This is a genomic window from Lysobacter sp. A421 (assembly GCF_054052145.1).
This window is the reverse complement of the sequence record NZ_JBSVRL010000002.1, coordinates 642,399-665,865: the sequence shown is the minus strand read 5'-3', so window position 1 is coordinate 665,865 and position 23,467 is coordinate 642,399. Positions and strand designations below refer to the sequence as shown.

Below are 23,467 nucleotides of genomic sequence, written 5' to 3'. Positions count from 1 at the left end.
CTCGCCAAAGTCCGGATACAGCAATGGTCCGACCAAGCGCCCTGAAAGCACATGGCACTCTGCACGAAACCAATACCATCCCGGCGGCAACGGTGCAGGGGGTATGAGAACAAACTGGGGGTCGTCACCAGTCGCTACCCAGCAGCCACCGTCCTCCACAAGTTGCGCGGCCGGCGCAATACTCCAGCCTGGGTTCGACGTGTTCGTTTGGGGCACACCAAATGTCAACGCTTCCACCATGGGCGAGCGAGCCGCTCCTTCAGGCCGTTGGAGATTTCTTTCACCGCTGTGATGGTTTCTGCGAGAGATTCTTGCTGCTGTTGCAAGTTGCTCAACGCACCATGGACCTGCACGAAGGCGTCCCGCGACTCCGCTTCAATCGATGCCCGTAGATTCGCGGCATCAAGATTGAACTGGGCATTACAGTTTAGTGCATGCCGCAGATCCGCAAGTAGGACCTCACTGCGTTCGATAGCACCCGATATGATATGCATTCGCTCATGCGTGGCTGCGAGCCCTGCCCGTCCTTCTTCGACTGCGACCTGTTGCACGGTAGTAGTTTCGAGAATTCCGAGTGTCCGTTGCTGGATAGCATCAACGTTGGTCGCGACCGCAGCCATTGTGGTTGCCCAGTGCGCCTCCTCGCTCTGGCGCTCCAAGATATCGTCGATCGTCACGCTCAGGCTGCCAAGCGCCAGCTGGCTGGCTTCATCGACCACCGGCACTTCGTAAATGATTCCAATCTCGATACCGCGAGCAGCCTCAAACACATGGGCCGAGAGCCCCGAAAAATCAAACTCAATATAAGGATCCCCGTCAAGGCTGATCCAACGTAGCGAGTTCGGTTCGGTCGCATGCAAAAGCCTGCCGCGAACAGCACGTACCCGTGATGTGAAGTCGTCGACCGCCAAGAGCACTTCACCTGTGCCATCCAGCAAAGTGATATTCGAAATTCCAAAAATCCCGGGGATCTCGGCCGGGTCCACCCGCACGATTGGTTGTAATCTCTCGTCCGGCAGCGGAAAACGCAGCAACGTCGGCCCTGGCTCAGCGGACCGACTCCGACATGTCTGGATCGCCTCGCGATACTCCTCATCTGGGTGGCGAAAATAAACCCGACAATTCTGCAGAGTCGCCGACTGGCTGCCGGCATGGGCGACGATGGGGTCAATCACCAACGCCTCGAGGAACGACTGAATCGAAGCATCTCTTTCACGCATCGCTTCGATGAAAGTCACAACCGCTGGATTGGGCTCATCTCCGACGAGCAGCACCCCGAGGCCATTGCTATGAGTGAAGTCGACCCCGGGATAATGCTGTTTGGCTTCCGCGAAAAACTGCCACACGCCAAAGTCCCGCTCGCGCACTGCGGTATCGTGGAACAGCACCACCGCGCGCCGGCTTAGTTTTGGCAACCACGTCTCAAAGTCATGGCGCACCGCATCGTAAGTATGCAAGCCATCAATGTGGAGCAGATCGACCGAACCGTCAGCGAACTCCGATACGGCATCATCAAACAAGCTTCGGTGCAAGCGTGAGAATCGCCCGTACCGGGGATCGTGGTAGGCACTGAGAGTTGCGTAGACGCCTTCTCCGTAGAGTTGTGCGTGTGCATCCCCTTCCCAAGAGTCCACCGCCACGCATTGGCATTCGATATCGAGATATTCGACTGCCTGGCAAAACGCGAGATAGGAATTCCCCGAATGAGTTCCCAGTTCAACTAGCCTGCGTGGGCGCAGGAGATCAACAATCAGATACGCAAACGGGATATGGCCAATCCATGAATATGGAGGCGTCACGTGGGGCCGCAAGGCCACCACGGGATGGGTGTCTAGATTGAATGTAGTACTCATGGCATCTTCTTCAATTCGATGTTGGACATCGGCAAGCCTAGAATTCCGATCGTCCAGGATTCGCAGCGTGAGCGGAGCAGTAGCGCTTCATGGACCCAGTGCTGAATCGAATGATCTTCTTTTCCCCCATCAGCGACGCCGATGGTGAAGAAGTAATCGCCCGTCTTCAGCCGCGGCATCTCGAACGCGAATACTGCCCGGGCGCTCTCACCGGGCTGCAATGTCATCGAAATTTCGCGGGTAGACAAAAAGGTATTGTCGCCAAACAGCAACTGACCCAACTGATCTTTGAGGTAGAAGCCAACGATCGGCCGGCTCACCTCGGCATCGGCCACGATATCTACTTCGATACGAACCGACTCGCCACCGACGACCCATGACAACTCCCGCCCGTCTTCATCGAGCAAACGAACGCTGTTCATTCGTGCGCGGTGCTCGCCAAACCCGCGAAGTTCTGGATCAAGCAGCGACACTTCAATGTCATTGCGAAGATTGGAGTGATTGACCCAGTCACGTCGTGCGTCATGGCGCTCGGGAGATGGCAGGACCTCCTGTCCGCCCGCTACTTTTTCTATGCGACCGTCTTGACGCGAAGCGATAAACGACTCGAGATAGGCGTGCACCACACCACGGGATGGCCCCGCCGCGCTCACCTGCCCACCGTCCAGCCACAGCGCACGATCACACAACCCGGTTACCGATGCCTCGTCATGGCTTACAAACAGCAACGTGCCGCGTTCCTTGAACTCGCGCAGGAAACGCATGCACTTTTGAGTAAAGAATGCGTCGCCAACAGCAAGTGCTTCGTCGATGATGAGTACGTCCGCATCGACATGAACCATCACCGCGAAGGCCAGTCTCATTACCATGCCGCTGGAGTAGCTTCGGATCGGCTGATCGATGAAATGTCCGATATCGGCGAAAGCCAGAATGCTATCCAGACGCGCCTCGATTTCGGCACTGGTAAGCCCGTGGATGGCCGCGTTCATGAATACGTTCTCACGGCCGGTGAACTCGGAGTTGAAACCGCTGCCCAACTCCAGCAACGCGGCAATCCTGCCCCTCACCTCGATCCGGCCTTCGGTCGGAGCGAGTGTGCCAGCGATCAGCTGCAACAGCGTCGACTTGCCAGAGCCGTTGCGCCCGATGATGCCGAGCGTTTCACCCCGCCGTATCTGAAGATCGACCCCGCGAAGCGCCCAAAATTCGTCGTAGAACTTTCGCGAATCACCTACCAGGCTCTGCAGTAATCGGTGGGAAGGACGTTCGTATACGTGGTAACACTTGCCCAGCCCGACCGCATCCACGACCAGGTCATCGCCCCCGCCCATCTCGCTCGCCGTTTCAGAGGACATCCGCAAACCCCCGCCTCGTCTTCTGGAACACTGCGAAACCAGCATAAGCAAACACCAGCGAGCCGGCCATATACAGGGCCAGACCGGTCCAGTCCGGGGTACGCCCCCAGAACGCGACCTCGCGCGCCTGGTCGATGATAAAAGTCAGCGGATTCAGACGGAATATTATCTGGTAACGCTCAGGCAGGGTCTCCACGGGAATGATGGCCGATGACAGAAACAGCATCGCCGTGGCGAGCACGCCGGTTACATGCACGATGTCGCGCAGGAACACACTCAATGAAGACAACAGCCAGACCGTGCCCAGTGTCGCGAACATCAAGGGCACCAGCACGATCGGCCAGAGCAGGATTGTGAGATGCAATTCGCCCCGTAGCAGCAAATTGAGCAGGACGAAGACGAATGTATTCATAATCGCGTGGAAGAACGCCGACAGGACGATCGTCCAGGGCAGGATATCCAGCGGAAAGACGATTTTCTTGACAAGGTTGGGCTGGCCGGCGATCAGGGTAGGTGCCCGCGTAAGGCACTCGGCGAAGAACCCATGGACGATCAATCCCATGAACAAGAGCATCGCAAAATCCGCGGTGTTGCCTGTAGTACCTGGCCAGCGCGCCCTGAGGATGTAGCCGAATGCAACGGTGTAGATCACAAGCATCAGGAACGGGCTGATCAACGACCATAGCAGGCCGAAACTGGCGCCCCGGTATCGGCCAAGCACATCGCGGCGCGTCATTTCGATCGTCAATGACCGATGGCGCAACCACGCGCCGAAAGGGCCAGCCAGCGACAGCGCCCGCGGAATCTGTGAACTCGAATACATTTCAGTCCGCCAATGCAACGTCGAGGTCGGCACGCAGGTCATCGACATTCTCGACCCCCACACTCAGCCGCACCAGATTATCGCTAACCCCAAGCTCAGCCCGCCGCTCCACCGGCACGCTCGCATGCGTCATGATCGCCGGATGGTTCACCAGGCTCTCCACGCCGCCCAGTGACTCGGCCAATGCAAACAACTCCGTCCGCTCGCAGAACCGCTTCGCCGCCTCTACCCCGCCCTTGAGGTAGATCGACACCATGCCGCCGAAGCCATCCATCTGCTGCTTGGCCAGCTCATGCTGCGGGTGCGACTTGAGTCCCGGATAAAGCACCTTCTCGATCGCCGGGTGGCCTTCCAACCATTCCGCCAGCACCTGTGCGTTCTCGCAATGCGCCTTCATCCGAAGATGCAGGGTCTTCAGACCACGCAACGCCAGGAAGCTGTCGAACGGGCCTTGCACCGCGCCGATGGAGTTCTGCAGGAACGCCATCTGCTCGGCCAGTTCGGCGTCGTCGCCAACCACCGCGATGCCGCCGACCATGTCGGAGTGGCCGTTGAGGTACTTGGTCGCTGAGTGCATGACGATGTGCGCGCCCAGCTCGATCGGCCGTTGCAGGATCGGCGAGCTGAACGTGTTGTCCACGACCACTATCAATCCGCGTTTGCGGGCGATCGCAGTGATCTGGGCGACGTCGACCAGCTTCAGCAGCGGGTTGGTCGGGGTCTCGATCCAGACCATTTTGGTCTCGGGGCGGATCGCGGCCTCGAACGCGGCGGCATCGCTGAGGTCGATCCAGCTGAAATCGAGGCCGGCGGTGCGGCGGCGAACGCGTTCGAACAGGCGGTAGGTGCCGCCGTAGACGTCGTCCATCGCGATCACGTGGCTGCCGGAATCCAGCAGTTCCAGGATGGTCGAGGTCGCGGCCATGCCGGAGGCGAACGCAAACCCGCGGGTGCCCGACTCCAGCGCGGCAACGCAGCGCTCGTAGGCGAAGCGGGTCGGGTTGTGGCTGCGGGTGTACTCGAAGCCCTGGTGCACGCCCGGGCTGGACTGCACGTAGGTCGAAGTCTGGTAGATCGGCGTCATCACCGCGCCGGTGCTGGGGTCGGGGGACTGGCCGGCATGGATGGCCAGGGTGCCCAGGCCATGCTTGCGGCCGGGGCCGCCGGAGGTGTTTTCGCTCATGGTGGGGTGCTCGTTGGACGGTGATACGCGACCAGCAAGTTTAGCATTGGCCGGGGCAGCCCAAAGCTGAACCTGTCCGGGCTCACTCCACCCGCCGCCGCAAGTGGTTCAGCAGGTCGATCCGGGTGATCAGGCCGAGGAAATGCTCGCCATCGGCAATGATCGCCACGTGGCCGCGATCGAACACCGGCAGCAGGGACTCGATCGGCGCGCGCATGTCGATCGTGTCGAGCTTGCTGACCATCGCGGTGGAGACGGGGTCACGGAAGCGGGTCTCGTCGCCGTAGACGTGCAGCAGGGCGTCGGACTCGTCGATGATGCCGACCAGTTGGTCGTCGGCCATCACCGGCAGCTGGCTGACGTCGTACAGCTTCATGCGCTGGTAGGCGGTGACCAGCAAATCGTCGGGGCCGACCACCACGGTGTCGCGCTGGGAGAACGGACGCACGATCAGGTCGCGCAGGTCGCCGTGCTGCTCGCGCTCCAGGAAGCCGTTGTCGAGCATCCAGTAGTCGTTGTACATCTTCGACAGGTACTTGTTGCCGGTATCGCAGACCAGCACCAATACCCGTTTCGGAGTGGTCTGCTCCTGGCAGTACTTCAGCGCGGCAGCCAACTGGGTGCCGGTGGATGAGCCGGCCAGGATGCCTTCGTTCTCCAGCAGCATGCGCGCGGTCAGGAAGCTTTCCTTGTCGCTGATCGCATACGCCTTGGTGACCCGGCTGAAGTCGGAGATGGACGGCAGGAAGTCCTCGCCGATGCCCTCGACCATCCAGCTGGCGGACTTGTCGCTCAGGGTGCCTTCGTTGATGTACTCGGCAAGGATCGAGCCGACCGGATCGGCCAGGATCAACTCGGTGTGCGGGGATTTTTCGGCGAAGCAGCGCGACAGGCCGGTCATGGTGCCGGAGCTGCCGCAGCCGAACACCACCGCGTCCAGGCCGCCGACCTCCGCCATCTGGGCCAGGATCTCCGGCCCGGTGCCGTGCTCGTGCGCGGCCGGGTTGTCGGGGTTGCCGAACTGGTTGATGAAGTAGGCGCCCGGGGTCTCGCGCGCGAGCCGCTCGGCCAGGTCCTGGTAGTAATCCGGGTGGCCCTTGGCCACGTCGGAGCGTGTCAGCACGACCTGCGCACCCATCGCCTTGAGGTTGAAGATTTTTTCCCGGCTCATCTTGTCGGGCACGACCAGGATCAGCTTGTAGCCGCGCTGCCGGGCCACCAGCGCCAGGCCCAGGCCGGTATTGCCGGCGGTGCCTTCCACCAGGATGTCACCGGGCTTGATATCGCCGCGGGCCTGCGCGGCGTCGATCATCTGCAGGCCGATGCGGTCCTTGATGGAGCCGCCCGGGTTCTGCGATTCAAGCTTGAAGTACAGCTCGCAGACGCCGGTGTCGAGATTCTGGGCCTTGACGATCGGGGTGTTGCCGACCAGGTCGAGTACGGAGGTGGAGATGGACATGCGGGAAAAGAACCCTGGCGCCGTCGGATGCGGCAGATACCAGTGATTCTAAGGGATGCGGGCGATGGCGACCGACGAGGATGGCCACCATCGCCCACGGCCCGATACAACCTTGTTGCTTATTGGGAGGCGTACATCCGACTGAGCCGATCTTTGGCCGCAAGCTTCTCCCGCTTCATCTGGGTCAGAGTGACGTCATCGACCGCCGATACGCCCAGTTCGGCGTCCATCACCTTTTTGTCGAGCTTCTTGTGGCGCTGGTAGAGCTGCTTGAATTCGGGGTTGGCGTTGATCAATGCCTCTATTTCCGGCTGCGCTTGGTCATCGAACATTGAAGCCTCCTTCATCGTCACATGAACAAACGCCCCGGCCGGGTGGCCGAGGCGTCATGGGGTGTCGTCATGGGGTGGCGCGGGATCACACAGACGGCGGCGGCTCTGTACGCCGTTGCGCTGTCTGGATCGGGAATCTGCTTCATCTGCGGGGCCCATCGCAGGCGGGGAAGCCGCTGCCTGGATAACTGACCCTACTCCAGCCCCGGAAGCTCGGCAAGGGTCATTTGGAGGTGCAACGGCGGCACTGATTGCTGAATGCGGCCATTGGCATGCCGCGGCACCCGGAAACCGTGCTACCGCACGCCTTCACCTAACCAAGTGATTGATGAATAACGATATTTTGACAATATCGCGGAAGGCTATGCAGTGCGGAAGCGGTCTCAGTTATGCACCGTCATCCCCGCGAAGGCGGGGATCCATGGACTTTGACTGTCAGGCCTTAACGTCCATGGATTCCCGCCTTCGCGGGAATGACGATGTGGGGCGGAATGACGATGGAGGCGGAATGACGATGGAGGCGGAATGACGATGGAGGCGGGAATGACGATGGAGGCGGGAATGACGATGGAGGCGGGAACGACGATGGAGGCGGGAACGACGATGTGGGCGGAGATGACGATGTGAGAGGCGGGAGCCTCAAGACATCAGGCCTTCCCTATTGGTCGTCTTCCGGCTGTTCGTCCATCAGTTCCGCTTCCTGGCGAGCCAGTTCGGCTTCGCGCGCTCGGGCGGCCTTGAGTCGGGCTGCCTGGGCGCCGGCCACGTCTTTCAACGCGGATTCGACGTCCGCCATGGCGTCGGCGTCGCTGACGGTTTGCTGGCGCAGGCGGGCGGCTTCCTCGGCCTGGATCTGGGTCATGACGCGCAGGCGCTCGGCCTCGGCACGGGCCTGGGCCGCATCGCGACGGCTGGCCTCGACCAACAGCTCGCTGCGCTCACGATCGAGTTCGCGGACCTGCTGCTCCATCGCCGCGGTACGCGCCGCCACCTCGGCAATCCGCACCCGTCGCTCGGCGACGTAACGGGCGCCGTCGGCCTGGCTGCTGCGGGCGTTGGCGAGCGTTTCGATGGCCTGTCGCGCCTGCAGCCGCTCGTATGCCGCCAACGAGGCGGTGCCCGGATCGGCATCGAGACTGGCCAACTGCTGGTTCAACTGGGCGATCTGGCTGTCCTGGGCGTGGGCCGGCGCGATGGCCAGGCCGGCGGCGAGCGCAAGGGCGGTAAACAGCACGGATGTCTGGAGTTTCATTGGCCACGGCCTCCTTCAACACGTTGCCGCAAGCGATCGACTTCGGCCTGGCGCTGGGCCAGCTCGGTCTTGGCCAAGGCCTCGCGGCTCAGCGCGTACGCCAGGTCCGCGTCGGACTGCGACGCCAGGGCCAGTGCGCGGGCGACATCGTGCTTGCCCTCGGCCATGGCACGCTGGGCCCGGGACAATCCGTCGCGGGCTAGCGCCAACTGCTCATCGGCGTACTGGTCGGCGTCGGCGCCGGCCGCGCGCACCACCGCTTGCTGGGCGCTATTGAGTTCGGCGCTCGGCGGAGGCAAGGTCGCGCATGCGCCAAGTGCGCAAGCGAGAACTGTGCCCAGTAGCAGGGGACGGATTTGTGCGAAGCTGGGATGCATATGGGGGCCGTGGCAATAGTCTGTCGCGGGTCATTGTGATCAGGCCTGCGCGTGGGATGCAACAATACGCCAGGTAAACGGGGAGTGCGTGCATGGACATCGGCTATTTTCTGAAGCTGATGACGGAGAAGAATGCGTCGGATATGTTCTTGAGCACCGGCGCGCCGGTGTACATCAAGATCGAAGGACGGCTTCATCCGTTGGGCAATACCGGCTTGCCGTCGGGGCTGGTCAAGAAGATCGCCTACTCGCTGATGGGCGAGGGCCAGGTGCCCCAGTTCGAGCGCGAGCTGGAGCTGAACATGGCCTATGCGCTGCCCGACACGGGCCGTTTCCGCATCAACGTGTTCAAGCAGCGTGGCGAGGTCGGCATGGTGATCCGCGCGATCCGCAGCGTGATTCCGTCGATCGAGGAGCTGCAGCTGCCGCAGGTGCTCAAGAACATCATCCTGGAGCCACGTGGGCTGGTGCTGATCGTAGGTTCCACCGGCTCGGGCAAGTCGACCACGCTGGCGTCGATGATCGACCACCGCAACAGCAACGTCTCCGGCCATATCCTCACCATCGAGGATCCGATCGAGTACCTGCATCGGCACAAGCGCTCACTGGTCAACCAGCGCGAGGTGGGTCTGGATACCCATGATTTCCAGAGCGCACTGAAAAACGCGATGCGCGAGGCGCCCGATGTGATCCTGATCGGCGAGATCCTCGACCAGACCACCATGGAGGCGGCGATCTCCTTCGCGGAGACGGGGCATCTATGCTTGGCCACGCTGCACTCCAACAACGCCGACCAGACGATCGAGCGCATCCTCAACTTCTTCCCCGAGGGCGCGCACAAGAACGTGCTGATGAACCTGTCCCTGAACCTCAAGGCCGTGGTTTCCCAGCGGTTGGTGATCGGCACCGATGGGCGCCGACTGCCCGCGGCCGAGGTGCTGATCAACACGCCGCACATCCGCGACCTGATGCGTCGCGGCCAGGTCCACGAGATCAAGCAGGCGATGGAGGAGTCGTTGGAGGCCGGCATGGAGAGCTTCGACCAGTGCCTGTTCCGGCTGCAGAAGTCGGGCCTGATCGACCTGGAGGAAGCGTTGCAGGCCGCCGATTCACGCGACGGCCTGGCACTGAAGTTCCGCCTGTCGGAAGGCGCCGGCGAGGAACACGACCCGTACGCCGAGGTGTTTTCCAGCTAGGGGGGGCGGCGTAGCTGCCTATCTCCGGTACCTGGTGGGCGTCCTCTACAACCGTCATCCCCGCGAAGGCGGGGATCCATGGACTTTGACCGTCAAGCCTTAACGTCCATGGATTCCCGCCTTCGCGGGAATGACGGGAACGGGAGCGGAGTGACGGTCGCTCGGCGAGCGCCGGCTCAGTTCGGCTGCGGGGCGTCGGGCTGCAATTCCGGGCGCGCCCGGTCGAATGCGGACAACGCCAGGCAGGCCTTGTCGATCCGGGCGATGGTCGGGAACTGGCTGACATCCACACCGAACCGCCGTGCGTTGTAGACCTGCGGGATCAGGCAGCAATCGGCCATGCCGGGGATGTCGCCTTCGCAGAACTCACCTGTGGCTGGATGGTCATTCAACATGGCCTCGATCGCGGAAAATCCGTCGACGACCCAATGCCTTACCCACTCGTCGCGCTCGGGTGGTGGCACGTTCCAGGTCCGGTCGAAGTACTGCAGTACCCGCAGGTTGTTGAGCGGATGGATATCGCAGGCCACCGCGTGGGCGATCGCGCGCACGCGCTGGCGGTCGCGGCTGCCGGCGGGCAACAGGCCCGGTGCCGGCCAGGTCTCATCGAGGTATTCAAGGATGGCGACCGACTGGCGCAGGACCCGGTCACCGTGCATCAGCACCGGCACCAGCTCCTGCGGGTTGAGCTGGCGATAGCTGTCCGTGTGTTGCTGGCCGCCATCGCGAACCAGATGCACCGGCACGGTTTCGTATACCAGGCCCTTGAGGTTCAGCCCGATACGCACGCGGTAGGCGGCGCTGGAGCGCCAGTAGGAATACAGCTGTAGTTGATCCGCCATCGCTTCCCCACCTCGCATCGTCGACATCCCTGCTGCTGCGCCCTGGTTGAGCCTGCGCTGCTTGATTGCGCGCGCCGACCGCCTGACGGCCTGCGCGTTGCGCACCGGCCGAAAGAACCGGCGCGCCGACCGCCGGTCAGCCGTTGTAGCGCTCGATACGTTGATCGATCGCACCAAAGATACTGTCACCGTTGGCATCCAGCATCTCGATGCGAACCGTATCACCGAAGCTCATGAATGGCGTAGTCGGCTTGCCATCGCGCAGGGTCTCCACCGTGCGCAGCTCGGCAAAGCACGATGCACCCAGGCTGGTGTCCTCGTTGGCGATGGTGCCCGAGCCGACAATCGCACCGGCGCAAAGTGGCCGGGTCCGGGCCGCATGGGCGACCAGCTCGCCGAAGTTGAACTGCATGTCGACACCGGCCAACGGCGCACCAAACCACTTGCCGTTGACGTGGGTCAGCATCGGCAGATGCAGCTTGCTGTCGCGCCAGTTGTCGCCCAGCTCGTCGGGGGTCACCAGCACCGGGCTCAGCGTCGAGCGCGGCTTGGATTGCAGGAAGCCGAAGCCCTTGGCCAGCTCACCCGGGATCAGGTTGCGCAGCGAGACGTCATTGATCAGGCCGATCAACTGGATGTGCCCAGCCGCCTGCTCCGGCGTCACCGCCATCGGCACGTCGTCGGTGACCACCACCAGTTCGGCTTCCAGGTCGATGCCGTGCTCCTCGCTGGGAACCCGCACCGGATCGCGCGGGCCGAGGAAGCCGGCGCTCACGCCTTGGTACATCAGCGGGTCGGTGTAGAAGCTCTCGGGCACCTCCGCTCCACGCGCCCGGCGCACGCGCTCCACGTGCGGCAGGTAGGCGCTGCCATCGACGAACTCGTAGGCGCGCGGCATCGGCGCCGCCAACTGGGCCGTGTCCAACTCGAACGCGGCCTCTGCATTGCCGGCGTTCAACGCCTCCGACAGCGCGCTCAGGCGCGGGGCGATGTTGCTCCAGTCTTCAAGGGCGCGCTGCAGGGTATCGGCAATTCCGGTCGCACGAACCGCGTGCTTGAGATCGCGCGAAACCACCACCAGGGTGCCGTCACGACCGCCTTCTTTCAGCGAACCAAGCTTCATCGGGATCTCCTTGAGTGCAGCGCCTGCGCGCGATGGTTTCAATTGTAACCGCCTTCACCGGGCAACAAAAAACCCGCCGGCGAAGGCGGGTTCTTTGTTGGTATGGCAGCCCCGGATGGATTCGAACCACCGAATGTCTGCGTCAGAGGCAGATGCCTTACCGCTTGGCGACGGGGCTATGAAGCAGATTGTAACGCTAAAAATTAGCGCTTGGAGAACTGGGTCGCACGGCGGGCCTTGTGCAGACCAACCTTCTTGCGCTCGACTTCGCGTGCGTCGCGGGTCATGAAACCGGCCTTGCGCAGCTCGGACTTCAACGACTCGTCGTACTCGACCAGCGCACGGGAGATGCCCAGGCGGATCGCGCCGGCCTGGCCGGTGGTGCCGCCGCCGGCAACGGTGACGTTGACGTCGAACTTGTCGATCGACTGGGTCAGCTCGAGCGGCTGGCGCACGATCATGCGCGCCGTCTCACGACCGAAGAACTCCTCGATCGTGCGCTTGTTGATGGTGATGTTGCCCTCGCCCTTGCGCAGGTACACGCGGGCGGTGGAGGACTTGCGGCGGCCGGTGCCGTAATTCTGCTGGATTGCCATATCGGTGCCCTTAGATATCCAGCGGCTGCGGCTGCTGGGCGGTGTGCGGATGCTCGGGGCCTGCATAGACCTTGAGCTTGCGGTACATGGCGCGGCCGAGGGGATTCTTCGGCAGCATGCCCTTGACTGCGATCTCGATGACGCGCTCGGGATGGCGCTCAAGCGCCTGGGCGAGGGTCTCGGTCTTCAGGTTGCCGATGTAGCCGGTGAACCGGTGGTACTTCTTGTCGGCCAGTTTGTTGCCGGTGACCACGATCTTCTCGGCGTTGATGACTACCAGGTAGTCGCCGGTATCGACGTGCGGGGTGTACACCGGCTTGTGCTTGCCGCGCAGGCGGTGGGCCAGTTCGGCGGACAGGCGGCCGAGGGTCTTGCCGGCGGCGTCGACCAGGTACCAGTCGCGCTGGACGGTCTCGTTCTTGGCGGTAAAGGTCTTCATGGCTATATCTATAGGTACCTGGTCGGGCTGATTCCGGCGGTCGACTGCGTAGGCGGTCAACGACAGGTCCGGAATTTCGCCACGCGTTGGAGTGCGGAATTCTCGCCTCGCACCTAAGTGCGGAACGAAAGAGGCGGAATGATAGCGGGACCGGCGGCGCACCGCAAGTCGCCGGACCGCCCATGTTAGCATCACCGTCATGCTCGCTGCCAACCGTCCGCCTGCCGTCGACCCGTTGGTAGCGTTGGCCGACCGTTGCGTGCAATGCGGGCTGTGCCTGCCGGTTTGCCCGACTTATGCACGCGATCGACTGGAGGCGGAATCCCCGCGCGGCCGCATCGCACTGGTACGCGCCTGGGCGCTGGAAACCATCGAGCCGGGCGCGACCGGCGACGACCACCTTGACCACTGCCTGGCGTGCCGCGCCTGCGAGGCGGTGTGCCCGGCGGGCGTGGAGTATGGCGCGTTGCTGGTCACCGCGCGCGGACGCCAGCGCCAGCGACGCGGCGCCAACCTGTTGCAGCGCCTGCTGGAAGCACTTACCGCACGGCCGCGCCTACTGACCGGCCTGCTCGGCATGTATCGGCGCATCCATCGCCTGCTTCCGACCGGACTGCGGGTATTGCCACGTCCGCCACGCCCCAATCCAACCACCACCAATCCACCCACCGCGGCGTCCGTCGCCTCGCCGATCGATGACCCAGCTGGCACGCAACCAGTACGGCCTGTGCCTGACCGACATGCGGCTGCCGGATGGCTCGAGCCTAGATCTGATCGCGGAGATCGCCAACACCCCGGCGCCCACGCTCCTGTCGCCGTGTTCGTCGGCTGTGTTGCCAATGCGTATGAAGCGGATGTCCGTGCCGCGCTGGGCCGACTATGCGCGGCGCTGTCGATCGACCTGGTGACGCCTGCGGGGCAGACATGCTGCGGCGCGATCCATGCCCACGCCGGCAACCTCGCCCAGGCGTCGCGACTGTCGGCCATCAACCACACCGCCTTCGCCGGCTACCGGCAGGTACTGACCCTGGCCAGCGGCTGCCACGAATCGGTGGCCGGCGCGCTGGACGGGACGGCCGTGGATGCGCTGGCTTTCCTGGACGGGCACCGGGAACGGCTGACGTTTGCCGGGCGCCACGAACGCATCGGCCTGCACCTGCCCTGCACCCAGCGCAACGTGGTCGGCACCGTGCCCGCGCTGCGACGCTTGCTGGCCCGGGTGCCGGGGCTGGTGGTGGTCGAGCTCGACGCCGGCTACGGCTGTTGCGGCGCGGCCGGCAGCCAGATGCTGACCGACCCCGACCGCGCCGAGTCGTACCGCCAGCCGCTGCTGGCCCAATTGGCCGCCAGTGGCGCCACGCGCCTGCTCAGCGCCAACATCGGTTGCCGGCTGCACCTGGCCGGCGGCACCGCGCTGGAGGTGCAGCATCCGTTGGCGTTCCTGGCCGATGCGTTGGTTGTGCCGGGCGATGTCACGACCTCAAACATTAGCGTGATATCGCGCAACAAACGCTCATCCGTCATTCCCGCGCAGGGGGAATCCATCGCGCTGACAACCTCGCCCTGGAAATGAAACATCGTCATCCCCGCGCAGGCGGGGATCCATGGACTTTGCACTTCAATGGGCTAACGTCCATGGATTCCCGCCTGCGCGGGAATGACGGGCAAAAAGCCCCCACAGCTCGCTCGACTGGAATCGACCGCATGAACGCACGCCGCCTGACCGCCATTGATCGCTTTATCGACGACACCCAGCGCGCGCTGGAAACCGTGTTCGGTGCACCGCCGGCGATGCGGCCCAACCCGGGTGCCGGCGAACCGGAAGTCGTGCTGGACGATGCCCAGCGTCGCCATGCCGCCGGGCTGATGCGGGTCAACCACGTCGGCGAGGTCTGCGCGCAGGCACTGTATTGCGGCCAGGCGGCCGTGGCCCGCGATCCGGCCACGCGGGCGCACCTGCTGGAAGCGGCGCAGGAAGAAACCGACCATCTGGCCTGGTGCGGCGACCGCCTGCGCGAACTCGACGACCGCCCCAGCCTGCTCAACCCGCTGTGGTACGGCGGCAGCTACGCCATTGGCGTACTGGCCGGCTTGCGCGGCGATGGCTGGAACCTGGGCTTCGTGGTGGAAACCGAGCGCCAGGTCGAGGCGCATATCGACGAGCACCTGCAATCGCTGCCGCCTGAAGACGCCCGCAGCCGCGCCATCCTGGAGGTGATGAAGGCCGACGAAGCCCGTCACGCCGACAACGCCGAAGCCGCCGGCGCGCGAATCCTGCCGCCGCCGATCCCGAGCATCATGGCCGCAGCATCCAAGGTGATGAAGACGATCGCTTATCGGGTTTGAGATGGTTTTGCGCGGCGCCTTAGTTCTCCGGGCGCCGACGCGGCGTCCTGTCCGGACATTGCGGAGAGTGCGCCATGGATGGCGCACGGCGGTGAGTGTGGCCATGGATGGCCACCCGAACCGAGTAGCAATGCCCGGACAGGGCGGCGCTCCCGCCGAAGCCGAGAACCTCCACCCGCCGTTGCCCTTGGCGTTGCCGTTGCCTTCACCACAAGCACCCGAAAAAAGGGCGGAATCTGGCCGCCCTTCCCGAAGCGCACCTCACACCCGATCAGTCGACCAGGTTGCGGCCGTGGTACAGCTCCTCGATCTCGCGCTTGAGCCGCGCCTCGATCTTCATGCGCTCCTTGAATGACAGGTTGCGCGCCTTCTCCTCGAACAGGTACTGATCAAGGTCGAAGTCCTTCAGATGCATCTTGGTGTGGAAGATATTTTCCTGATAAACGTTCACGTCGAGCATCTCGTAGCGCGACTTGATGTTCTTGGCCAGGTAGTCCTGGATCGAATTGATCCGGTGGTCGATGTAGTGCTTCTTGCCCTTGATGTCGCGGGTGAAGCCGCGCACCCGGTAGTCCATCACCACGATGTCCGACTCCAGGCTCTCGATCAGGTAGTTCAACGCCTTCAGCGGCGAGATCACCCCACAGGTCGCCACGTCGATGTCGGCACGGAAGGTCGCGATGCCGTTGTCGGGATGCGTCTCCGGATACGTGTGCACGGTGATGTGCGACTTGTCCATGTGCGCGACCACCGCCTCGGAGATCACGCCCTTGGCATCGGACTTGTCGACCACCGGCTCCTCGGAGATCAGGATCGTCACCGACGCGCCCTGCGGGTCGTAGTCCTGACGCGCGATGTTGAGGATGTTGGCACCGATGATGTCCGCCACATCCGTCAGGATCTGGGTCAGGCGATCGGCGTTGTATTCCTCGTCGATGTACTCGATGTAGCGCTGCCGCTCCTCCTCGGAGGCGGCAAAGCTGACGTCATAGATGTTGAACGAGAGCGCTTTGGTGAGGTTGTTGAAACCCTGCAACCTCAGGCGCGGCAACGGCTTGACCACTATGCATGACCCGGACACGACAGGAACGGCGGATTATGCGGCAATTGTCTCCGCGTTGAAACGCAGCCGGCCCGGCAGCCAGCCCCGATTCACCCGGCCGAGCTGCCAATTTGCGTCAAGGTTTGCTACTTAGCGCCAGTTCATCCTAAGCTCCGGTTGATAATCTGAACCCAACTGACATGTCAGCCAACCCGGTAGACCCTGTGACTGCATTGCGCCGAACCCATAGCCCGTTGACTCCCGATGGCGCGACCATCGAACGCTTCCTCGCCCACTGCCACCGCCGACGCTATCCGTCACGAACGGATGTATTCCGTCCCGGCGACCCGGCCAGCACGCTGTATTACATCGTCTCCGGCTCGGTCAGCATCATCACCGAGGAAGACGACGACCGCGAGTTGGTGCTGGGGTACTTCGGTCCCGGCGAGTTCGTTGGTGAGCTGGGATTGTTCGTCGAGAGCGATCGGCGCGAAGTGATCCTGCGCACCCGCACGCCCTGCGAGCTGGCGGAAATCGGCCACGAGCGCGTCTACGACCTGCTGCTGTCACGACTGGCTCCCGACGCACCAAAACTGCTGTACGCGATCGCATCGCAGATCTCCCAGCGCTTGCTCGATACCAGCAGGAAGGCCGGCAGCCTGGCATTCCTCGACGTCACCGACCGCATCGTCCGCGCCCTGCACGACCTGGCGAAGGAACCCGAGGCGATGACGCACCCCGACGGCACCCAGCTACGCGTGTCCCGCCAGGAGCTTTCGCGCCTGGTGGGTTGCTCGCGCGAGATGGCCGGCCGGGTGCTGAAGAAGCTGCAGATCGACGGCAAGTTGCATGCACGCGGCAAGACCGTGGTCCTGTACGGCACGCGCTGACGCCGGTCTTACGGCAACGCCGCGTCGCGCGGCGGAACCGGATCGCCGCCGCGGTCCGCGCAACCCCAGTTGAGGATCGGCGTACCGGCCGTTAGCACCTGGCGGAACATCGCCACCCGGCTCTGCTTGGGGTTCACCACGACGGGGCTTTGCGCGGCCTTGAGCAGCGGCAGGTCGGCGCTGCTGTCGGAATAGGCGATCGCGACGGGCGCGGTAAACCCCGCCTCGCGCAGCATCGTCATCTTCATTTCCGAATGGCAATGGCGCTTGGCACCGATTCCTCCCAGCCGCGGACCGACCAGGGTGCCGACCACCGGCAGGTCCTGGTGGGCGACGAAGGCGAGGATCGCGCGGGCCAGCTCCGGCGGCGCGCCCGTGGCAATCACCACCTGGTCGCCCGCCGTGCGGTGCGCCTGCAACACGTCCAGCGCGACCGGCAACAGCCGCGCCTGCAGTTGCGCGGCATGGATCTGGACGTAGCGATCGATTTCGATGTCGAGGTCGCGACGCCGGTGCAGGCCGACCGTTCCGGCCCAGACAAAGCCGGAAATCCCGACCCGGCGCGTTGGCAGCAGCGCGACCATCGGCCCGAACACTGGTGCGATCAGCGCCGCCAAGGCGATCCGCCACCAGTCGCGCATGATCAGCCAGCGGAACAGATGGCCGCCGGAATCCCCGTCGTAAAGCGTGTGGTCGAAATCGAACACCACCAGTGGCGCGTCCTCGCGGCCGCCGGGAGTCGCGGCGTGCGGCGCGGGACGGGCGAGGGTCACGGCGCGAACATCCGTTGCAGGGCCGCACCCGGGTCGCGCTCGCGCATGAACGACTCGCCGATCAGGAAGGTGTGGATGCCGGCGCCGCGCAACCGCGCCACGTCGTCGCGGCTGGCGATGCCGCTCTCGGTGACCATGGTCCGGTCCGGCGGCACCATGTCCTTCAGTTGCAGCGAGGTGTCCAGCGACACCTCGAACGTGCGCAGGTCCCGGTTGTTGACGCCAATCAACTCGCAATCGGCCTGCAGCGCGCGCTCAAGCTCGTCGATGTCGTGGACTTCGACCAGCACGTCCATATCCAGCTCGTGGGCGAGGTTGGCCATCTCCACCAGCGGCCCGTCCTCCAGCGCGGCGACAATCAGCAGGATGCAGTCGGCACCGATCATGCGCGCCTCATAGACCTGGTACGGGTCGACGATGAAGTCCTTGCGCAGCACCGGCAGGGCGCAGGCGTCGCGCGCTTCGCCGAGGTAGCGGTTGCTGCCCTGGAAGAAATCGACGTCGGTGAGGACGGACAAACAGGCAGCACCGCCTGCTTCGTAGCTGCGGGCAATCGCAGCGGGATCAAAATCCTTGCGGATCAGGCCTTTGGACGGGCTGGCTTTCTTGACCTCGGCGATCACCGCTGCCTCCCCCGCCTCGTGCTTGCGCCGTATCGCATCGACGAAGCCTCGCGTCGGCGGCTGGTTGGCGGCGCGCGCGCGGACGCTGTCGAGCGCGCGGATCTGGCTGCGCTGGAGGATCTCTTCATGCTTGCGGGCGAGGATTTTTTGCAGGATGTCGGTCATTGCGTGTTGCTGGCTCCGGTGCTGCTGTCACGCCTGCGTGGGTGGGAGGCCGCGCGGACGTCCATGGATTCCCGCCTTCGCGGGAATGACGGTGTGGGGGTGGGAATGGCGATGCGGTCTTATTGTCCCGCGAGTTCGCGAGTGGTGGTCACGAACTCGTCCAACTTGGCGCGCGCGGCGCCGGACGCGATCGCCTGACGTGCGAGTGCAATGCCGTCGCCGATGCTCTCGGCGACGCCGGCGACATACAGCGCCGCGCCGGCGTTCAGGGCGACGATCTCACGCGGCAGGCCATCGACGTTGTCCAGCGCCTGCAACAACATGTCCTTCGACTCGGTCGGGTTGGCGACCTGCAGGTTGCGGCTGGCCGCCATCGCGATGCCGTAATCCTCGGGGTGCACCTCGTACTCGCGCACCTCACCGTCGCGCAATTCGCCCACCAGCGAGCCGGCGCCGAGTGACAGTTCGTCCATGCCGTCGCGACCCCACACCACCAATGCCCGCTTCGCACCCATTTTCTTCAGCACCCGGACCTGGATGCCGACCAGGTCGGGGTGGAACACGCCCATCAGGATGTTCGGTGCATTGGCCGGATTGGTCAGCGGGCCGAGGATGTTGAACAACGTACGCACGCCCATCTCGCGACGCACCGGCGCGACCACCTTCATTGCCGGGTGGTGCAGCGGCGCGTACATGAAGCCGATGCCGGTGCGCTCGATGCATTGCGCCACCTGCGCGGGCTGCAACTCGATCGCCGCGCCCAGCGCTTCAAACGCATCCGCGCTGCCGGACTTGGACGACACGCTGCGGCCCCCGTGCTTGGCCACCCGGCCACCGGCGGCGGCGATCACGAAGCTGCTGGCGGTGGAGATGTTGAAGGTGTTGGCACCGTCGCCGCCGGTGCCGACGATGTCGATCAGGCGGGTGCGGTCGGCGACCTCGACCGGCAGCGCGAACTCACGCATTACCTGCGCGGCGCCGGCGATCTCACCGACGGTTTCCTTCTTCACCCGCAGCCCGGTGATGATCGCCGCGGTCATCAGTGGAGACACTTCGCCGCGCATGATCGCGCGCATCAGATCGACCATCTCGTCATGGAAGATTTCGCGATGCTCGATCACGCGCTGCAGGGCTTCTTGCGGGGTAATCGGCATGACTCTCAACGCTCCAGGAAATTCTTCAACAACGCGTGTCCGTGTTCGGTCAGGATCGACTCGGGATGGAACTGCACGCCCTCGACCGGATGCTCACGGTGGCGCAAGCCCATGATTTCATCGAAGCTGCCGTCCGCTTGATCGGTCCAGGCGGTGATCTCAAGACAGGCCGGCAGTGTCTCGCGCGAGACCACCAGTGAGTGATATCGGGTGGCTTCATAGGCATCCGGCAGGCCGGCGAACACGCCCTTGCCCTCGTGCCGGATGCGCGAGGTCTTGCCGTGCATGATCGTCTTGGCCCGCACCACGTCGCCGCCGTAACACTGGCCCAGTGACTGGTGGCCCAGGCACACACCCAGGATCGGCGTACCCGGGCCGAGCTGGCGGATCAGATCGACCGACACCCCGGCCTCGTTGGGGGTGCAGGGGCCCGGCGAGATCACGATGCGCTCCGGCGCCAGCGCCGCGATCTGCGGCACCGACAGCTCGTCGTTGCGGATCACCTTGACCTCGGCCCCCAGCGTTTGCAGGTACTGCACGATGTTCCAGGTGAAGCTGTCGTAGTTGTCGATCATCAGCAGCACGTCAAAGCCCTCGCGCCGCTTCGGCTACAGCGCGGAACAATGCCCGGCCCTTGCTCATGGTTTCTTCCCATTCCTTCTGCGGATCCGAGTCGTACACGATGCCGGCGCCGGCCTGCACGTGCAGTTTGCCGTCCTGAATCACCGCGGTGCGGATCGCGATGGCGGTGTCGGCGTCGCCGTGCCAGCCCAGGTAGCCGATGGAGCCGGCGTAGACATTGCGCTTGATCGGCTCCAGCTCGCGGATCACTTCCAGCGCGCGGATCTTCGGTGCGCCGGAGACGGTGCCGGCCGGGAAGGTCGCGCGCAGCACATCGGCGTAGCTCAGGCCCGGCTTCAACGTGCCGGTGACCTCGCTGACGATGTGCATGACGTGGCTGTAGCGCTCGATCACGAACTGCTCGCCGACCTCGACCGTGCCCGGCTGGCTGACCTTGCCGACATCGTTGCGGCCCAGGTCGATCAGCATCAGGTGCTCGGCGCGCTCCTTCGGGTCGGCCAACAGCTCGGCCTCCAGTGCGTCGTCCTCGGCCGGCGTGGCGCCACGCGGGCGGGTGCCGGCGATCGGGCGCACGGTGACCATGCCCTGCCCGGCAGCGTCGTACTGCAACCGCACCAGGATCTCCGGTGAGGAGCCGACCACCTGCATGTCACCCACATCCAGGAAGTACATATACGGCGACGGGTTCAGCGCCCTCAATGCCCGGTAGACGTCCACCGGTCGGGCCTTGAATGGCACGCTCAGGCGCTGGCTCAGCACCACCTGGAAGATGTCGCCGTCGCGGATGTATTGCTTGGATTTCTCGACCGCCTTGATGAAGCCGTCGCGGGTGAAGCCGGAGACGAAATCGGCCTCGTCCAGGCCATTGGGGTCCAGGGTTTCCGGGTACGCCGCGCCGCTGCTGCGCAAGCGGTGGACCAACTGGTCCAGCCGGCGGTTGGCACGTGCGCACGCCTGTGGCTCGCCCGGGTCGGCGTGGACGATCAGGTACAGCCGGCCCTTGAGGTTGTCGAACACCGCGACCTCCTCGCTAAGCATCAGCAGGATGTCGGGGGTGCCCAGCTCGTCCACCGGGCCATCGTCCACGGGAGCGCCGTCGGGCATCTGGGCGGCACCGGGCTGCGAACCGGCCAGGCGTGGCTCGATGTACTGGATGCATTCGAAGCCGAACCAGCCGACCAGACCGCCGGTGAAACCCGGCAGGCCGTCGATCTTCGGCACCGTGTATTGGGTACGCAGGCGCTCGACCTCGGCGAACGGATCGGCGACCTCGCGCGCCTCGACCAGCTCGCCGTGCTCGGTGACGTACAGGGTGTGGCCGGCGAACGCGTACACGCGGGTCGCCGGCAGGCCGATGATCGAGTAACGACCGAAGCGTTCGCCGCCCTCGACCGATTCGAACAGGTAGGTGTGCGGGCCGTCGGCGAGTTTCAGGTACACCGACAGCGGGGTGTCGAGGTCGGAAAACACCTCGCGCACCACCGGGATGCGGGTGTAGCCGTCGGCAGCATGCCGGGCGAACTGGTCAGAAGATTTATCGGGCGTGGACGGGTCGTGCGAAGTCATGGGGCATTTCCTGGAGATGCGACGGGACGGGGACGATGGCGGCACGCCACCATCGCCAACCGGTGTCGGCATTGCAGGAAATCGGGTTTGCCCGGAAATTCATGGGCGTACTTTAGCTGCTTCGTCGCAACTACGCGACGGGCGAGTCGCCGGCGCGTCCGGCATCACTCACGCCGGAAGCAGGCCAGGCGCAAGCTCAGTCGGCTCCGGCGCATCCTCACCTGTCGCCGACGACAGCGGGTTCCCGGGCGGGCGCAGCAACGGACAGCCGGGTGGCAGGTGCATGCGGATGCGACCGGGCACGCAGTGGATCCGGAAGCGGGTCGATTCCACCGGCTCGCCATCCAGGTTCAGGGTCAGCGGGGCGGACGTCTCGATCTGCACCCAGGGCAATTGCCGGCGCACCGCAATGCGGTCCAGCGCGGCCTCCTTGCCTTCCGCCAACAGCGCGGCCACAGTGCTGCCGACCTCACCTTCCAGCTCCGGCACGATGGTCAGGTCGAGCAGGCTGTCATCGATCACCGCGTCCGGACATAGCGCCTGTCCGCCGCCCGCCTGGCGACCGTTGCCGACCCCCAGCGCAATGAAGCCGCCTTCCCAGTTGAACTCGTCGCCCGCCACGGTGGTTGCATGGATCCGGGCCGGAATCGCCTCGATCCGGCCGAGCTTGGTGATGCCGGTCACCACGTAGGCCAGGCCACCAAGGATCTTCTTCAAGCCCTCGTCGGTCTCCACCGTGACCTGGGTGCCGAAGCCGCCGCTGACCAGGTTGGCGCACCAGTGGGTCTGCTCGTTACTGTCGACCCGGAGCAGGTCGATCGCCTGCGCGGCGGTGGCGCGTACCAGCTCCAGCGCGGCCTCGGCCTCGACCGGGATCTGCGCCACGGTGGCGAAATCGTTCGCGGTTCCCAGTGGCACCAGCCCAAGAGTGGGCAGGTTTTCGGCGGCTTCGTCGCGATGTGCCAGCGTGGTTGCCACTGCACTGAGCGTGCCATCGCCGCCAGCCGCCACGATCGTGTCGACGCCGTCGGCAATGGCCTCGGCCACGTAACGCTCGGCGTCGCCGCTTTCCCAGGTCACCCGCACACTGAGCGCGACGCCGCGTTCGCGCATTGTCATGACTGCCGCGCGCAACGCCTCATCGCCCGCGGACTTGCCGTTGAGGATCAGGCGCCAACGCAGCCCGGACTCGACCGGTTTCGACTCAATGTTCGTGGGTACGTTCATGGAGGGGGCTAGTGTGCTGTCCTGAAAAAAACGTTCACCTGTCATCCCCGCGAACAACTGTCATCCCCGCGAACAACTGTCATCTCTGCGAACAGCTGTCATCCCCGCGAAGGCGGGGATCCATGGACTTTGCATTCGACCGGCTTAACGTCCATGGATGACCAGCCCTTTGGGCTGTGGTGGAGCGCTTCCCGCCTTCGCGGGAATGACGGGCCAGACGAGAATGACGGGCCAAAAATATTGCGGGAGACCACGCTACCAATGCGGTG

At 64.1% G+C, this 23,467-nt stretch carries 23 protein-coding genes and 1 tRNA gene; 4 read left to right on the top strand and 20 right to left on the bottom strand.

Going from position 1 to position 23,467, the window contains the following annotated elements:
- Positions 1-224 precede the first annotated feature (224 nt).
- The 8 genes from ACW7G6_RS08465 to ACW7G6_RS08430 all read right to left on the bottom strand — a co-directional run bounded on the left by ACW7G6_RS08465 (position 225) and on the right by ACW7G6_RS08430 (position 8,556).
- The gene (locus ACW7G6_RS08465; protein WP_456998013.1) at positions 225-1,853 is read right to left on the bottom strand and encodes a class I SAM-dependent methyltransferase; all 1,629 of its coding nucleotides are present in this window, start codon (positions 1,851-1,853) and stop codon (positions 225-227) included.
- Positions 1,850-3,208 carry an ABC transporter ATP-binding protein gene (locus ACW7G6_RS08460; RefSeq protein WP_456998012.1) on the bottom strand — a complete coding sequence of 453 codons (1,359 nt, stop codon included), beginning with the start codon at positions 3,206-3,208 and terminating at the stop codon, positions 1,850-1,852. Before ACW7G6_RS08460 ends, ACW7G6_RS08465 begins: the two co-directional genes overlap by 4 nt.
- Complete coding sequence (locus ACW7G6_RS08455) at positions 3,198-3,944, bottom strand: ABC transporter permease (protein WP_456998142.1); 747 nt, start codon at positions 3,942-3,944, stop codon at positions 3,198-3,200. The genes ACW7G6_RS08460 and ACW7G6_RS08455 overlap by 11 nt, the downstream gene beginning before the upstream one ends.
- A gap of 88 nt (positions 3,945-4,032) precedes the next feature.
- On the bottom strand, positions 4,033-5,214 hold the full coding sequence (locus tag ACW7G6_RS08450) for a cystathionine gamma-synthase (protein ID WP_456998011.1): 1,182 nt from the start codon (positions 5,212-5,214) through the stop codon (positions 4,033-4,035).
- 82 nt (positions 5,215-5,296) lie between these two features.
- Positions 5,297-6,673, bottom strand: coding sequence for a pyridoxal-phosphate dependent enzyme (locus ACW7G6_RS08445; RefSeq protein WP_456998010.1), 1,377 nt, complete (start codon positions 6,671-6,673; stop codon positions 5,297-5,299).
- 119 nt (positions 6,674-6,792) lie between these two features.
- Positions 6,793-7,005, bottom strand: coding sequence for a YdcH family protein (locus ACW7G6_RS08440; protein ID WP_456962448.1), 213 nt, complete (start codon positions 7,003-7,005; stop codon positions 6,793-6,795).
- Positions 7,006-7,663: 658 nt separating this feature from the next.
- The gene (locus ACW7G6_RS08435; RefSeq protein ID WP_456998009.1) at positions 7,664-8,257 is read right to left on the bottom strand and encodes a hypothetical protein; all 594 of its coding nucleotides are present in this window, start codon (positions 8,255-8,257) and stop codon (positions 7,664-7,666) included.
- Positions 8,254-8,556, bottom strand: coding sequence for a DUF4398 domain-containing protein (locus ACW7G6_RS08430; RefSeq protein WP_456978252.1), 303 nt, complete (start codon positions 8,554-8,556; stop codon positions 8,254-8,256). Before ACW7G6_RS08430 ends, ACW7G6_RS08435 begins: the two co-directional genes overlap by 4 nt.
- Positions 8,557-8,726: 170 nt before the next feature.
- Between ACW7G6_RS08430 and ACW7G6_RS08425 the strand changes: the two genes are divergently transcribed.
- Positions 8,727-9,830, top strand: coding sequence for a PilT/PilU family type 4a pilus ATPase (locus ACW7G6_RS08425; RefSeq protein WP_456998008.1), 1,104 nt, complete (start codon positions 8,727-8,729; stop codon positions 9,828-9,830).
- 176 nt (positions 9,831-10,006) lie between these two features.
- Here ACW7G6_RS08425 and maiA read toward each other — a convergent pair whose 3' ends face one another.
- The 5 genes from maiA to rplM form a co-directional block, all read right to left on the bottom strand.
- Positions 10,007-10,672 carry a maleylacetoacetate isomerase gene (maiA, locus tag ACW7G6_RS08420; RefSeq protein ID WP_456998007.1) on the bottom strand — a complete coding sequence of 222 codons (666 nt, stop codon included), beginning with the start codon at positions 10,670-10,672 and terminating at the stop codon, positions 10,007-10,009.
- Positions 10,673-10,808: 136 nt separating this feature from the next.
- Positions 10,809-11,795, bottom strand: a complete 987-nt coding sequence (locus tag ACW7G6_RS08415; RefSeq protein ID WP_456998006.1) for a fumarylacetoacetate hydrolase family protein — start codon at positions 11,793-11,795, stop codon at positions 10,809-10,811.
- 103 nt (positions 11,796-11,898) lie between these two features.
- Positions 11,899-11,973, bottom strand: a tRNA-Gln gene (locus ACW7G6_RS08410).
- Between the two features lie 25 nt (positions 11,974-11,998).
- Positions 11,999-12,391, bottom strand: a complete 393-nt coding sequence (gene rpsI / locus ACW7G6_RS08405) for a 30S ribosomal protein S9 (RefSeq protein WP_456978248.1) — start codon at positions 12,389-12,391, stop codon at positions 11,999-12,001.
- A 10-nt stretch (positions 12,392-12,401) separates the two neighbouring features.
- Complete coding sequence (rplM, locus tag ACW7G6_RS08400) at positions 12,402-12,830, bottom strand: 50S ribosomal protein L13 (RefSeq protein ID WP_456962456.1); 429 nt, start codon at positions 12,828-12,830, stop codon at positions 12,402-12,404.
- 199 nt (positions 12,831-13,029) lie between these two features.
- On the opposite strand from rplM, the gene ACW7G6_RS08395 reads away from it, so the two are divergent.
- Positions 13,030-14,403: a (Fe-S)-binding protein gene (locus tag ACW7G6_RS08395; protein ID WP_456998005.1), complete on the top strand. Its 1,374-nt coding sequence runs from the start codon at positions 13,030-13,032 to the stop codon at positions 14,401-14,403.
- A 131-nt stretch (positions 14,404-14,534) separates the two neighbouring features.
- Complete coding sequence (gene coq7 / locus ACW7G6_RS08390) at positions 14,535-15,176, top strand: 2-polyprenyl-3-methyl-6-methoxy-1,4-benzoquinone monooxygenase (RefSeq protein WP_456998004.1); 642 nt, start codon at positions 14,535-14,537, stop codon at positions 15,174-15,176.
- A gap of 271 nt (positions 15,177-15,447) precedes the next feature.
- On the opposite strand, the gene speD is transcribed toward coq7, so the two are convergent.
- A complete protein-coding gene (gene speD / locus ACW7G6_RS08385; RefSeq protein WP_456963025.1) occupies positions 15,448-16,239 on the bottom strand; it encodes an adenosylmethionine decarboxylase in 792 nt (263 codons plus the stop codon).
- Positions 16,240-16,418: 179 nt separating this feature from the next.
- On the opposite strand from speD, the gene crp reads away from it, so the two are divergent.
- Complete coding sequence (gene crp, locus ACW7G6_RS08380; protein ID WP_456978244.1) at positions 16,419-17,108, top strand: cAMP-activated global transcriptional regulator CRP; 690 nt, start codon at positions 16,419-16,421, stop codon at positions 17,106-17,108.
- 8 nt (positions 17,109-17,116) lie between these two features.
- On the opposite strand, the gene ACW7G6_RS08375 is transcribed toward crp, so the two are convergent.
- The 6 genes from ACW7G6_RS08375 to yegS all read right to left on the bottom strand — a co-directional run bounded on the left by ACW7G6_RS08375 (position 17,117) and on the right by yegS (position 23,198).
- Positions 17,117-17,881, bottom strand: coding sequence for a haloacid dehalogenase-like hydrolase (locus ACW7G6_RS08375; RefSeq protein WP_456978243.1), 765 nt, complete (start codon positions 17,879-17,881; stop codon positions 17,117-17,119).
- The gene (trpC, locus tag ACW7G6_RS08370; RefSeq protein WP_456978242.1) at positions 17,878-18,669 is read right to left on the bottom strand and encodes an indole-3-glycerol phosphate synthase TrpC; all 792 of its coding nucleotides are present in this window, start codon (positions 18,667-18,669) and stop codon (positions 17,878-17,880) included. The genes ACW7G6_RS08375 and trpC overlap by 4 nt, the downstream gene beginning before the upstream one ends.
- A 119-nt stretch (positions 18,670-18,788) precedes the next feature.
- Complete coding sequence (gene trpD, locus ACW7G6_RS08365; protein WP_456978241.1) at positions 18,789-19,823, bottom strand: anthranilate phosphoribosyltransferase; 1,035 nt, start codon at positions 19,821-19,823, stop codon at positions 18,789-18,791.
- A gap of 5 nt (positions 19,824-19,828) precedes the next feature.
- Positions 19,829-20,407 carry an anthranilate synthase component II gene (locus ACW7G6_RS08360; protein ID WP_456978240.1) on the bottom strand — a complete coding sequence of 193 codons (579 nt, stop codon included), beginning with the start codon at positions 20,405-20,407 and terminating at the stop codon, positions 19,829-19,831.
- Between the two features lies 1 nt (position 20,408).
- A complete protein-coding gene (trpE, locus tag ACW7G6_RS08355) occupies positions 20,409-21,971 on the bottom strand; it encodes an anthranilate synthase component I (RefSeq protein WP_456978239.1) in 1,563 nt (520 codons plus the stop codon).
- 168 nt (positions 21,972-22,139) lie between these two features.
- A complete protein-coding gene (gene yegS, locus ACW7G6_RS08350) occupies positions 22,140-23,198 on the bottom strand; it encodes a lipid kinase YegS (protein ID WP_456998003.1) in 1,059 nt (352 codons plus the stop codon).
- Between the last annotated feature and the right edge of the window lie 269 nt (positions 23,199-23,467).